The 13,742-nt window shown below is 42.2% G+C and carries 11 protein-coding genes; 9 read left to right on the top strand and 2 right to left on the bottom strand.

What is annotated here, in order from left to right; genetic code table 11:
• The first annotated feature begins 4 nt into the window (after positions 1-4).
• The 6 genes from dnaE to ACMUMQ_RS01875 all read left to right on the top strand — a co-directional run bounded on the left by dnaE (position 5) and on the right by ACMUMQ_RS01875 (position 8,678).
• Complete coding sequence (gene dnaE, locus ACMUMQ_RS01900; RefSeq protein WP_414680357.1) at positions 5-3,481, top strand: DNA polymerase III subunit alpha; 3,477 nt, start codon at positions 5-7, stop codon at positions 3,479-3,481.
• Positions 3,482-3,568: 87 nt separating this feature from the next.
• Positions 3,569-4,516: an acetyl-CoA carboxylase carboxyl transferase subunit alpha gene (accA, locus tag ACMUMQ_RS01895; RefSeq protein ID WP_317003313.1), complete on the top strand. Its 948-nt coding sequence runs from the start codon at positions 3,569-3,571 to the stop codon at positions 4,514-4,516.
• Between the two features lie 80 nt (positions 4,517-4,596).
• A complete protein-coding gene (gene tilS, locus ACMUMQ_RS01890; RefSeq protein ID WP_414680356.1) occupies positions 4,597-5,907 on the top strand; it encodes a tRNA lysidine(34) synthetase TilS in 1,311 nt (436 codons plus the stop codon).
• 947 nt (positions 5,908-6,854) lie between these two features.
• A complete protein-coding gene (locus tag ACMUMQ_RS01885; protein WP_414680355.1) occupies positions 6,855-6,989 on the top strand; it encodes a hypothetical protein in 135 nt (44 codons plus the stop codon).
• A complete protein-coding gene (locus ACMUMQ_RS01880; protein ID WP_414680354.1) occupies positions 6,990-7,805 on the top strand; it encodes a DUF2971 domain-containing protein in 816 nt (271 codons plus the stop codon).
• A 558-nt stretch (positions 7,806-8,363) separates the two neighbouring features.
• The gene (locus tag ACMUMQ_RS01875) at positions 8,364-8,678 is read left to right on the top strand and encodes a helix-turn-helix domain-containing protein (protein ID WP_414680353.1); all 315 of its coding nucleotides are present in this window, start codon (positions 8,364-8,366) and stop codon (positions 8,676-8,678) included.
• Here ACMUMQ_RS01875 and ACMUMQ_RS01870 read toward each other — a convergent pair.
• The gene (locus ACMUMQ_RS01870; RefSeq protein WP_414680352.1) at positions 8,675-9,004 is read right to left on the bottom strand and encodes a type II toxin-antitoxin system RelE/ParE family toxin; all 330 of its coding nucleotides are present in this window, start codon (positions 9,002-9,004) and stop codon (positions 8,675-8,677) included. The genes ACMUMQ_RS01875 and ACMUMQ_RS01870 overlap by 4 nt on opposite strands.
• Before the next feature lie 370 nt (positions 9,005-9,374).
• Between ACMUMQ_RS01870 and ACMUMQ_RS01865 the strand changes: the two genes are divergently transcribed.
• A complete protein-coding gene (locus ACMUMQ_RS01865; RefSeq protein WP_414680351.1) occupies positions 9,375-9,665 on the top strand; it encodes a DUF6482 family protein in 291 nt (96 codons plus the stop codon).
• Positions 9,666-9,705: 40 nt separating this feature from the next.
• On the opposite strand, the gene ACMUMQ_RS01860 is transcribed toward ACMUMQ_RS01865, so the two are convergent.
• Positions 9,706-10,383, bottom strand: coding sequence for a P-loop NTPase fold protein (locus ACMUMQ_RS01860; protein ID WP_414680350.1), 678 nt, complete (start codon positions 10,381-10,383; stop codon positions 9,706-9,708).
• Between the two features lie 353 nt (positions 10,384-10,736).
• On the opposite strand from ACMUMQ_RS01860, the gene pyrG reads away from it, so the two are divergent.
• Together pyrG and eno are read left to right on the top strand one after the other, a co-directional pair.
• Positions 10,737-12,371 carry a CTP synthase gene (pyrG, locus tag ACMUMQ_RS01855; protein ID WP_347982931.1) on the top strand — a complete coding sequence of 545 codons (1,635 nt, stop codon included), beginning with the start codon at positions 10,737-10,739 and terminating at the stop codon, positions 12,369-12,371.
• Between the two features lie 51 nt (positions 12,372-12,422).
• Positions 12,423-13,718 carry a phosphopyruvate hydratase gene (gene eno / locus ACMUMQ_RS01850; protein WP_414680349.1) on the top strand — a complete coding sequence of 432 codons (1,296 nt, stop codon included), beginning with the start codon at positions 12,423-12,425 and terminating at the stop codon, positions 13,716-13,718.
• The last annotated feature ends 24 nt before the right edge of the window (positions 13,719-13,742 follow it).

The raw sequence follows: 13,742 nt of genomic DNA, 5'->3' as shown, positions 1-13,742 counted from the left end.
TATTTTGTCTGCATCGTTTGTACATTTACGAGTTCATACTGAGTTTTCCTTGGTTGATGGCTTGGTCAAAATCAAAGGCTTGTTAGGCACGACAGAAGCGATGTCCATGCCTGCGGTTGCAATTACCGATGAAAATAACCTTTGTGGTTTTGTCCGCTTTTATAAAGGGGCAATGGATAAAGGGATTAAGCCTATTTGCGGTGCAGATGTCGTCGTGGAAGAAGACGAGGAAACAGACAGCCGCTATCGTCTTACCTTGTTGGCGATGTCAAATAAAGGCTACAAAAACATCATAGATGTCATTTCTAAAGGCTATCAATTAGGTCAATCAGAAGGGCGTCCAATTGTTCGCCGTGAATGGATTGAAGGTTGCAGTGAGGATGTGATCGCGCTGTCCGGTGCTGGTTTCGGTGATATAGGAATCTTGCTAAAAAAAGGTGGCCAAGAGCAAGCCAAGCAACGTTTGGCGCATTGGATGTCTGTCTTTCCAGATCGCTTTTATATTGAGTTACAGCGAACGAGCCGTGCCGGCGAAGAAAACTATATTCATGATGTAATACCCTTGGCAGCCGAATTAGATTGCCCTGTTGTTGCAACCAATGATGTGAGATTTCTAAAGCGCGAAAACTTTGAAGCCCATGAAGCACGAGTGTGTATTCACGATGGTGTGACATTGGATGATCCACGCCGTAAACGCCGTTATTCAGAAGAACAACATTTTAAAACGCCGGAAGAAATGGCTGCGCTGTTTGAAGATATTCCAGAAGCCATTGAAAATACAGTAGAGATCGCCAAACGCTGTAGTGTCGATGTTTTGCTTGGAGAGTATTTCTTGCCTGATTACCCCGTTCCTGAGGGTATGACAATGGAAGAGTTCTTTAGCAAACTTTCTTACGATGGACTCCAAGAACGCTTTGATTTTCTGACCAAAAAATACGGTGAGAGAATAGAAAAGCGCCGCCAAGAGTATTGGGATCGTTTGGATTTTGAATTAACCATTATTAACCAAATGGGATTCCCAGGTTATTTCTTGATCGTAATGGACTTCATTAAATGGTCGAAAGACAACGGCATTCCCGTTGGGCCGGGTCGAGGTTCGGGTGCAGGTTCATTGGTGGCTTATGCGCTTAAGATCACGGATTTGGATCCTTTGGAATACGATCTTCTATTTGAACGATTCCTGAACCCTGAACGTGTTTCGATGCCGGATTTCGATATCGACTTCTGCATGGATAACCGAGACCGAGTGATCGATTATGTGTCTCGAACGTATGGTCGAGATGCGGTTTCACAGATTATTACCTTTGGTGCCATGGCGGCGAAAGCCGTGGTGCGAGACGTTGCCCGTGTGCAAGGTAAGCCTTATAGCCTTGGCGATAAATTGTCTAAGCTGATTCCTTTTGAAATAGGCATGACGCTGAAAAAAGCATTGGAAGAAGAGCCAGCATTGCCAGAATTTATTTCTGGCGATGAAGACGCGGCAGAAGTTATGGAAATGGCCATGTCTTTAGAAGGTGTGGTGCGTAACTTTGGTAAGCACGCTGGTGGTGTGGTTATTGCTCCAACCAAGCTCATTGATTTCGCGCCTTTGTATTGTGAAGAAGACGGCTCAGGGCTGGTGACGCAATACGATAAAAATGACGTGGAAGAAGCGGGATTGGTTAAGTTTGACTTCTTGGGTTTGAAAACGCTCACAGTCGTTGATTGGGCTGTTAAGAACATTGACACCATCAACGCATTAGAAGGTAAACCTCCGCTAGACATCGCTTTGATTGATCTAGAAGATAAATCCACCTACGACCTTTTGAAGCGAGCAGAGACAACCGCGGTATTCCAGCTGGAATCCCGTGGTATGAAAGAACTGATCAAGAAGCTTTTGCCATCTCGATTTGAAGATATTATCGCCTTGGTGGCCTTGTATCGTCCGGGGCCTTTGGGTTCCGGCATGGTGGACGACTTTATCAACCGTAAGCACGGTAGAGCAGAGTTGGCTTTCCCGCATCCAGATTATCAACACGATGACCTGATTCCAGTTTTGGAACCGACCTACGGGATTATCCTGTATCAAGAACAGGTAATGCAGATTGCTCAGGTCTTGGCGAAGTTTTCCCTAGGTGGCGCCGATTTACTACGTCGAGCCATGGGTAAGAAAAAGCCTGAAGTTATGGCGGAACAGCGTCAAATCTTTATGGAAGGGGCGCTTAAAAACAACATAGACAAAGATCTGTCCGGCAACATATTTGACCTGATGGAGAAGTTCGCGGGCTATGGTTTTAACAAATCTCACTCAGCCGCTTACGCCTTGGTTTCTTATCAAACAGCTTGGCTAAAGAATCATTATCCTGCTCCTTTCATGGCCGCGGTATTATCGGCGGATATGCAGAATACAGATAAAATCGTTATCTTCATTGAAGAATGTCGTTCAATGAAATTGGTATTAGAGCTGCCAAATGTTAATGAATCCGTGTACAAGTTTACCGTTAATCCGCAAGGTGCGATTGTTTACGGTTTAGGCGCAATAAAAGGCGTTGGTGAAGGGCCGATTGAAGCTATTGTTGAAGCTCGTAAAGAAGGACCTTTTGAACATATTTTCGATTTCTGCCAACGTGTTGGGCGAAAAATTAATAAACGTGTCATGGAAGCGCTTGTTCGTTCGGGGGCTTTTGACACCATTGGTCCAAACCGAGCAACCTTATTTGCGAGCATTGATGAAGCATTAAAACGTGCTGTTCAAGATGCCAAAAACCAAGACGCCGGCATGATGGATTTATTCGGCGTGGCGGTTGAAGAAAGCACTGAAGATGCTTACCGAGACATTGGTATTCAGCATGAATGGCCTCCACGACAACGCTTAGACGGTGAAAAAGACACGTTAGGCTTGTATGTAACAGGCCACCCAATTGACGAATACGAAAAAGAAATTCGTCGTTTTGTGCGCTCTAAAATTGTCGACTTACAGCCGAAGCGTGGCGATACGCAAATCATGGCTGGGTTGATTGTTGACTTACGTATTACCAAAAGTAAAAAAGGTGGTAACATCGCCTTCGTTACATTAGATGATCGCTCTGCTCGAATTGAAGTGACCGTTTTTCCTGATAATTACGACACCTTTAAAGACGTTATTGTTAAAGATGAAGTGGTTGTGGTGGAAGGCGAAATTTCCGTTGATGAGTTTCGAGGTGGACAAAAGGTTATCGCCCGAAATGTTCTTGATATTGCTCAAGCCAGAATCCGTTATGTTGAGGCATTGCGAATTACTTGGACTTCTGAGACGGTAACACCAACAGAGATACAAACACTCGCAAACTACATGTCATCATTCCGTGGGGATGGTTGTGACGTAGTGATAGGGTTTGATACGCCGCAGGCTTGTGGCGATATTCGTTTAGGAAATGAGTGGAAAGTTCGTCCAGATGACGAATTAATTCACCAACTTCAGAAACAATACGGTAAACAAAACGTTCAGTTAGTGTATACTTAGTCGCATTTAATTATTAACACAATGAACGAGTGGCAATAAGCCTTTTGTTTTGAATTTGATGGCAACCAAACAACAGTGTAATTAAACATGAATTTAAATTATCTCCCTTTTGAACAACCTATTGCTGAACTTGAACAAAAAATTGAAGAGTTGCGTCTAGTCGGTAACGACAACGAACTTAATATCAGCGATGAAATCAGTCGTCTTGAAGATAAAAAGATAGCATTAACAAAAAGCTTGTTTAGCAATCTAGGGGCGTGGGAAGTTTCTCAGTTAGCACGTCATCCAAAACGTCCTTACACTTTGGACTACATCAAGCACGCATTCACAGATTTTGAAGAAATGCATGGCGATCGCCATTATGCCGATGACCGCGCAATTGTTGGTGGTATCGCTCGTTTAGATGGTCGTTCTGTGATGGTTATTGGTCACCAGAAAGGTCGTGAAGTAAAAGAAAAAGTTTTGCGTAACTTTGGTATGCCTCGTCCAGAAGGTTACCGTAAGGCATTACGCTTAATGGAAACTGCAGAGCGTTTTGGTTTGCCGATTGTGACTTTAATCGACACACCTGGGGCGTATCCAGGTATTGGTGCAGAAGAGCGTGGTCAAAGTGAAGCCATTGCTTACAACCTAGCGGTTATGTCTCGCTTGAAAACGCCAATTATCTCCACTGTTATTGGTGAAGGTGGTTCTGGTGGTGCATTGGCAATTGGTGTTTGTGATGAGCTGATGATGCTTCAATACGGCACTTACTCTGTTATTTCTCCTGAAGGTTGTGCTTCTATCCTTTGGAAGAGTGCTGATCGAGCGTCTGACGCGGCTAAAGCGATGGGCATCACAGCACAGCGCCTTCAAGAATTAGGTCTTGTGGACACGATTGTTCCTGAGCCATTAGGTGGTGCACACATTGCTCATGAGCAGATTGCACACAGCTTGAAAGAAAATATTTTAGCAGCATTAGATCGAATGGAAGCATTAACGACAGAAGAGTTGATGGCTCGTCGTTATAACCGTTTGATGTCTTACGGCTTGTAATTTCTTATGAGTTAGAAAAGCCTCCTATTTCAGGGGGCTTTTTTGTTTTTGAGAACACATGATCGCTTTTTTGAAGAGTTATGATGAAACAGATGCTACCTAACCCGATTCATTCTTCGTCTCCGCTTTGTTTCAATCAAGCGTGGTTGGACTGCGTCTTTTCTGCAGCAGAAACGGTTTGGGTTGGCTTTAGTGGTGGTGTGGATTCTCATGTCTTATTGCATGCTGTTGTAGCGCAGCTTTCTTGTTCACAAAGAAAGAAATTGGTGGCTGTCCATGTTCATCACGGATTGAGTGATAATGCGGACGACTGGTTGGCTCATTGTGAAACGGTTTGCCAGCAGTTAGAGGTACGTTTTGTTGCCCAGCGAGTCCAGCTGGAAACGCAAGCCTCACTAGAAGACGCCGCCCGTAATGCTCGTTATCAAGTCTTTGAAAGTGTCATGTCAGCCAATGATGTGTTGCTTCTAGCCCATCATGCGGGCGATCAAGTGGAAACCGTCTTGTTTCGTTTATTGCGTGGTACAGGTGGAAAAGGATTATCTGGCATTCCTGAGCAACGCTCTATTGGTCAGCAAGAAGCGCGTTTACTTCGTCCATTTTTATCACTTTCAAAAGTTGATATAGAACATTATGCCAAACATCATGAATTACAGTGGATTGTTGATGAATCCAATGTGGATGAGAGCTTCTCCCGTAATTTTATCAGACACAGCTTGGTGCCAAAGGCTCAGCAACGTTTTCCCAATATGGAATCCAATATTGTCTCTACGGCCAAGCGAGTAGAAACGGATTATGCCATCTTGAGCCGATTTGCTCAGCGTCAATTAGCTTTATGGTGCAATGAGTTTGGCGGCCTTGCCTTACATGACATTGCAGACTTACCGACCGAAGAAAGGCAATTTTGGTTGCGAGAGTTTCTAGCGCGATCCGATATCTCTGTGCCTCACGCTCAATTGAAAAACCTAGATGCGACCTTCTTCAGTGCAGAAGATAAACAGCCTGAAATGCAGCTAGCAAAACATAGATTACTGCGCCATCAGAACCGCTTGTATCTTTTGCCTTTGGATCAAACCGTCGTATTGGGAAAATTACAAGAAGGGCAAAAACTCGTTCGAGCGTTTGATCTTGCCACCGTTCATGGCACCACAGACTGTGAACTCAGAACTCGCCCTCATGGCGTGAACCTCATTCTTCCAAATGGCAAAACACGTTCCCTAAAAAAATGGCTAAATGACCAAGGAATTCCCAGCTGGTGGCGAGAACACCTACCTTATATTTATCAACACAACGAACTCGTCGCAATCGGCGACCTTTGGGCGCATCCAGACTGGCAAGGCAAAGTCGAATGGGAGCCATCGGAACGCCTTCCATTGCTTAAAAAGAAATAGCAAACATATCCTCAAGTAGGTCGAACTTTAGTTCGACAAACACGAACCTCTCACATTACTGGCGCCATTTGAAAATGACATTCCTCCTCGAAACTGCCGCCTACCTCGACGGAATGTCATTTTTCAAACGTCTCATATCGTAGGTCACGATAAGAGAGGTATGACCGCAATCTGACATTGAAAACGAAGCTTTTATCTTCAATATTTATATATATGGCTAAAATTGATACTAGAAACCCAAATCAACTCACGCTACATTAGCTCTCTAATGGAATGAAAATTAAGTGACTAGCGGACAGTTAACCCTCGTAAAATCCCTTCTTTTATTCCCCCATAAATGGCAATACACCAAGCTTTGCTTAGTAAAAAAGAGTGATGACGAGATAGGTAAGACCGTGACTTGGAAATTCTGGGACTAACATCGTTTCGTTGAAAACGCTAAAATGATTAGAAGCAAGTCAGCGCTTTTATTTGCAGGTAAGTATCAGGGATAAAGGCAATTAATGCCTCGTAAAAAATCCGAATAGATGGCTGCAAAACTACTCTTGTTAATACTTGATTTTGCTTGCAAAAATCGGAGTGTCCATAGATGTTAAATTCTTAGGCTTGATCTTGATTGATAGCTATGAAAAAATGAATAATTTAAAGCCCGCACGGTGGTGGGTACGGTTTGCATGGATGCTTAAATCTGTCAGCGATGAGGCAGCCATATCCATGTTTAGTTTATTCAATCTACCTATATCTCAGCTACTAGCGTTTATACTTTGCTTTTTCAGTTTTGCATGTTTAGCAAATGGCATTCTACTCAGTTGGTTTCAGAAAAAAGGGGCCTGGCAATTTCTTTTGGTTTGCGTAGTTCTTTGCGTATGGGCAACTGCCGTTGGTAGTCCAACTACTATCAAACCGCCGGATGTAATAGACTTAATTAAGGCGCTTTCTACAAGTAAATGAATTTAACAAGGCCAAGCAATATCAGTCGCTGTACTTCTTGGACAGCCAAAAGTGTCACGTCTTTTGTTCCAAAAGCCGCGCCAATTTTATCTGCCGTTGTTGGTGACGTTAACTTTACATTGGATAGTTGAGTGATCTTATATAAATACGTAAGTTTTAAAACGGCATTAGATATTATTGAAAATGCCTCAATTGCCTTTTCTTGTATCGAAGACTTGAACGATCCTTTTGAATGTACTGCGCTAGGTTTCTCTGATGGGGAAATGTCAGCAAGCATGGTCACAAATGCATACCGAAGTCGCTTCTCTCGAAACTACGCTTTACTCTCATTAACTAGAGAGCCATTAAACCCATTAATGTGGGCGCACTATGGTGATTCACACCAAGGTGTTGCTATCGGTATTGATGTCGAAAAAGCTGGACTTACTTGCCCTCAAAGCTCGATCATTCCTGCTCAATACGGAGAAGTTATTTATACTGCCAGTAAGCCTAAGTTTTCGAATTTTGAGCATTATACAGAAGAACTAATGAATATAGGTAAAGATGCAACTGGCTTTAATTCCGACTTTTACAACATAACTAAACGTGCATTTTTATATAAATCTTCTGAATGGAGCTACGAGGAAGAAGTCAGGGTTGTAAAACGTTTAGTGGATTCACCATATGGTTATCATTCTGAGGGTGGAACGTTTTCAAATGTTTCAGGTGACTGGATTCAAAAAAAACCTAAGAGTTTAGGTCGTCCTATTTACTGCCTACAGATACCAAAAGATTCAATTGTAAATGTATACTTGGGGAGGTATGTTTATAAAAATATCTCTCGTACTAAAACAACGACTGAGATTGAGTTCGCTAACTTTAAAGAGCTTTGCCGCGGTCGTGGTATAGCGCTCAATCGTTGTGAGCCGGACGTTCATTCATGGAAGTTAAATGAAGTTAAAGTGTAAGGTAAAGCTAACAAGTCATTTCAGCAGGACAAGAAATAGCTGTTTTTGCTCCAACGTCGCTTATTTTAGTCAAATATATTTAGCCTGTTAACAGGGCGTTGAGGCCGTAGAATTTCTCCAAAAAGAATATTTTCATGTTCCTTTTTAATGCTCTGTTATCTAATCACTATTATTAATTACGGCTGAACGGGGTGGCTCTTTTCCTATACAAGGAGCCAAACCTGACTTGTCCTGCCAAAGTACATTCATTCCGATTGATTTCGCACAACAAGTTACCCTCGGTACCTTTGAATACGCGCTTTTTCATATTGTTGCTTATTCCTTTAAGTAAGGTGTAGGTTTAACGTCTTTTGATGGGGGCTACAACAAGGATAATCGTGGTGCAGTGGCTTAAAAAGGCTCTCCAATTAGGTTGCTGAGGAGCCATGTTTTCCTTATAAGCTCATAAAGTATTATGACTCGACGTCCAATGTGTCGCTGTTTCTGATGTAGAAATATTATTTGCAAATTATCTAAAATTTTATATAATCTGGTTTAATCAAGTATTGGAGATGCGTCATGGCGCTACAGTTCTACGACACTCCGTTTCATGTAACTCATGACAACGAAACAGCAAGCAAAATGGCTATGAAAATGGATCTCTCCATTATGCTGTCTAATCTAATTAAAGAGCAGGGTTGGACTCAGGTGGAGGCTGCCGAGAAGTTAGGTATTAAACAGTCTAGAATATCGGATTTAAAAAATGCAAAAATCGAAAAATTCACCATTGATGCAATGTTTGACATGCTAGATACTTTGGGTTTTAGGGCTCATACGTCTATGCCTTCACTGCATGAAGCATCTATTGCTATTTCGAAGGCTCAGACAGTTTAAGGCAGCTCTGCTTTTAAATCCTTCAAGCGTTGTTCTGCGATATTCATTGCTTTCTTATCAACGCCATTTGTTGTTTTTGTGAATGAGTGCAGCACTATAACGGCGTCCAAATATTTAGTGACATAAACACATCTAAATGCTGGACTACCGTTGATCTTTAGCTCAACAACGCCTGTTCCTATACTATTTAGATGTTTAATTGCCAGTTCTGGATCCTGCCCATATTGAATTCGTCTTAAGTCCTTCCCAAATTCATCTTGAATCTTTACTGGTAAATCCTTGTATTCGCGTTCAGCGGCATCGCTGACAAAAGCAAATCTTTTCACTATTAGTAATCCTTTACGTGATTAGTGATACTTCTTTAGGTGTTTAGCCAAGATTGTATAGGTTCCAGCTTTTCTGCTTTCACTATAATAGCTTACTTAACAAATTTATAAGGTAAGTTTGGATCATCTTCTATTATCTTGCCAATTCTAGCCTAATATTCAATTTGCTTTGAAGCCCTATAATAGCGTGTTTTCGACACGATACTGGCCTTTTCCTCTTAATTTAATACTGGCCGTTGTCATAACTTATTTCCTGTAAATCGGTAGTACATCGTAGTCATGCACTGCAGGTTTTCCATCCGTGAACCATTTGGGCATTTTTGACGTAAAAGTTTACATCGAGATTAAATCTATAAGGGAGAGAGTCAAGATGCAGGTCAAAGAGCTTCAAAGTGTGCTTTCATTTGAAAAGGTGGTGATTCATTCACTGGCGCCAAATTTGTATCAGGTGTCTGTGATGATGGATGGTGAGGAAGTGTTTCTCTTAGACGGTAAAGGTAAGTTCCTCACGAGTCATAATAAACAAGATTTGCAGGATTTGTTTAAGGATAAACAAGTGGGCGCTATGGTGCTTCGACATCAGAGTGCTTATGACGAAATGGTTGGTCAGCCAACAAGAGAATCGACTAATTGTTTAGAAGTGCCGATTGGCACTTTGTAGTATCCACGGATTTACTTTTGTTTGATGATTGGGCCTAAGGTTAATTTTGTATAAGCCAATTTGCCTTGTCTTTGGTTGATGCAACCAATTCTGCATTGAGTCCATCGCTTTGTTGGATTCTGTCCATTGCCTGTTCATGGCTAAATCCCCACGCTGCCATGTGGCGTTTTGCTAATCGTTCTGTGGCAATTTCGATCGGTATATCCAAGAACCAGTGTTCATCAAATAATGGCTTGGCGTTTTGCCAGCCATCTTGTGGATGAAGCAAATACAAGCCTTCAACCAAGATGACTTTAGCGTTTTTACTGATGAGGAGGTCATCTTCAACTGGGTCTCCTATGCTGTGGTCAAAGCTAGGCCATAAAACGTCTTTTGTTTGATAGCTTTGATGAATGCTTTTGATGCGTTCTGCAAACGCATGGCTATCAAATGTCCAAGGTGCCCCTCGTCTTGCAAAGGCTTCTTCTGGGTTAGGCAGTTCACTGAGCTGGGTTTTGGAAAGATGAAAACCATCCATTGATAGGCTAGTCACTTGTTGTTGATGCTCAGAAAAATAAGACGTTATGTATTCCGCTAATGTGCTTTTGCCTGAACCTGGCCCGCCAGTTAATCCAATCAGGGTTCTATGGGGCTTATTCACTGCACTTTGTATTTTTTCCAAAGCTTGTTTGATGTCTGCTGAGTTGGAGTAGAAGTGTTCCAGTGGTGACGTTGCCATAGCTGTTCCTGATTTTAGCTGAGCCTTGAGTAGAGTGAAGCTACTCTAAATTAGCATTGCTCATAAGTCGAACAGAAATCAAAAATAGCTTTTTCCCTCATGGTTAAATCATCCCTTGGTACGCGAAAAAGGCCATAGACTGATACTTTGTTGTTATAAGGTAATCTTAGCTTGGAGTTGATGGGGGAGCTTTGATAGTATTTGTATTACTAATGGTTTTTGCTGTATAAAACAGTGTTGTTTTACATTGAGTGAAAGGGCGCGCGATGTTATTATTTTCCCCCGTCCTGAAGGTGCATTTTTCTGTGCCATCAAATCTATTTTTTTTCTATTTTAAGGCGGGTTAAACACTCATGGCAACACGATATATTTTCGTTACAGGTGGTGTCGTTTCATCTCTTGGTAAAGGTTTGGCGTCAGCATCCTTAGCAGCCATTCTTGAATCTCGTGGGCTAAAAGTTACCATGTTAAAGTTGGATCCGTACATTAACGTCGATCCAGGTACCATGAGTCCTTTCCAGCACGGCGAAGTTTACGTAACAGAAGACGGCGCTGAAACCGATCTAGACCTTGGTCACTACGAACGTTTCATTTCGACCAAAATGGGTAAACGCAATAACTTTACCAGTGGTCGTGTTTACCAGCACGTTTTGAAGAAAGAACGTCGCGGTGAATACTTAGGTGGAACGGTTCAGGTTATCCCTCATATTACAGACGAAATTAAACGACGTGTTATTTCTGGTGCTGAAGGCTCAGATGTGGCGTTAGTTGAAATCGGTGGCACAGTGGGTGATATCGAATCCCAACCTTTCTTGGAAGCAGTTCGTCAGCTAAAAGTAGAGTTAGGTTCCCGTCGTGCGATGTTTATGCATTTGACCTTGGTTCCTTACATTCGTACAGCAGGCGAAACTAAAACCAAACCGACTCAGCATTCTGTTAAAGAATTACGTTCGATCGGTATCCAGCCAGATATCCTTATCTGTCGTTCTGAAGTGACTATTGAAGCGCCAGAACGTAAGAAAATTGCACTTTTCACAAGCGTTGAAGAGCGTGCGGTTATTTCCCTTCCAGATGCCGATACGATTTACCGTATTCCTCAAATGCTAAATGACCAAGGCTTAGATAGCTTGATCGTTGAATACTTCAATCTAGATTGCAACATGCCAAATCTGGATATTTGGAATAAGGTTACACAAGCCAAATTGAATCCTGAGAAGCAAATCAATATCGCCATGGTTGGTAAATACATGGAGTTGTTGGATGCTTATAAGTCTCTGATTGAGGCGATGGATCACGCTGGTATTCATGCTAGAACGAAAGTGAAGTTGCATTACATCGATTCTGAAAGCATTGAAGAAAATGGTACTGAATGCCTAAAAGGAATGGATGCGATTCTTGTTCCTGGCGGTTTTGGTGAGCGTGGTGTAGAAGGTAAAATTCTTACGGCTCAATATGCTCGTGAAAACAAAGTACCTTATTTAGGTATTTGTTTGGGTATGCAGGTTGCGGTTATCGAGTTTGCTCGTAACGTTGCAAAATTGGCTGGCGCTCACAGTACAGAATTTAACTTAAAAGCAGAGAATCCTGTTGTTGGTCTGATTACAGAATGGACAAACTCAGAAGGTTCTAAAGAAATCCGGTCAGAGCAATCTGATCTAGGTGGTACGATGCGTCTTGGCGCACAGAACTGTAATCTAGCAGAAGGCACTAAAGCGTTTGAAGCTTATGGTGAAGCTGTGATTAAAGAGCGTCACCGTCATCGTTATGAAGTAAATAACTTCTATATTTCTGCATTAGAGAAAGCAGGTTTAACGATTTCTGGTCGTTCAGAAGATAACTCATTGGTTGAGATGGTAGAAATTGCTGATCATCCTTGGTTTGTTGCTTGCCAATTTCACCCAGAGTTTACTTCAACACCACGATATGGACACGGCTTATTTAGCGCCTTCGTTCATGCAGCGTTGAAGTATGCAGGAAAAGAAAAATAAACAGATCAAACAAGCAGTTTGTGATTTTTCATATATTTAAAGAGGTTTGTTATGAGTCAGATCGTTGATATTAAAGGCAGAGAAGTTCTAGATTCTCGTGGTAATCCAACAGTAGAAGCAGACGTAATTCTTGCGGATGGTTCTGTGGGTTCTGCGTGTGCTCCATCTGGTGCATCTACAGGTTCTCGTGAAGCTTTGGAATTACGTGACGGTGATAAAAGTCGTTACCTAGGTAAAGGCGTATTGAAAGCGGTTGCGGCTGTAAATGGTCCAATTCGTGACGCTTTGATTGGTAAAGATGCACTTGCTCAAGCAGAGCTTGATAAGATCATGATCGATCTAGATGGCACAGAAAACAAATCTACATTTGGTGCAAATGCTATTTTGGCTGTTTCTTTGGCAGCAGCAAAAGCAGCAGCAATCTCCAAAAAAGTACCTTTATATGTTCATATTGCTGACATCAACGGCACACCAGGTGTTTATTCCATGCCTGTTCCTATGATGAACATCATCAATGGTGGTGAGCACGCAGACAACAACGTTGATATTCAAGAGTTTATGATTCAGCCAGTTGGCGCGCCTAACTTCCGTGAAGCATTGCGTTACGGTGCAGAAATCTTCCACGCATTGAAAAAAGTACTAAGTGCTCGTGGTTTGAATACTGCTGTAGGTGATGAAGGTGGTTTTGCTCCAAACCTTGCTTCTAACGCAGAAGCATTGGCTGTAATCAAAGAAGCAGTATCTGCAGCTGGTTACGAGCTTGGTAAAGACATCACATTAGCGATGGACTGTGCCGCTTCTGAATTCTACGAAGATGGTCAGTACAACCTAAAAGGTGAAGGTAAAGTATTCACTTCAGAAGGTTTCTCTGATTACTTGGCTGAGCTTTGTGAAGCTTACCCAATCGTTTCTATCGAAGATGGCTTGAATGAATCTGACTGGGAAGGTTTTGCTTACCAAACTAAGATTCTTGGCGACAAAATTCAGCTAGTAGGTGACGATTTGTTCGTAACGAACACTAAGATCCTTAAGCGTGGTATTGATGAAGGTATCGCAAACTCTATCTTGATCAAATTTAACCAAATTGGTTCTTTGACTGAAACACTAGAAGCGATCAAAATGGCGAAAGCAGCGGGTTACACTGCAGTTATTTCTCACCGTTCTGGTGAAACTGAAGACGCGACTATCGCTGATTTGGCTGTTGGTACAGCAGCAGGTCAAATTAAAACGGGTTCTCTATGCCGTTCAGACCGTGTTTCTAAGTACAACCAATTGTTGCGTATCGAAGAACAATTAGGTGGCAAAGCTCCTTATAAAGGTCTTTCTGAGATCAAAGGTCAGGCGTAACATTACCTTGATCTGAAAAAGGGA

It is taken from the genome of Marinomonas algae (assembly GCF_047525555.1).
Taxonomy (GTDB): Bacteria; Pseudomonadota; Gammaproteobacteria; order Pseudomonadales; family Marinomonadaceae; genus Marinomonas.
This window is presented reverse-complemented; position numbering and strand designations above follow the sequence as displayed.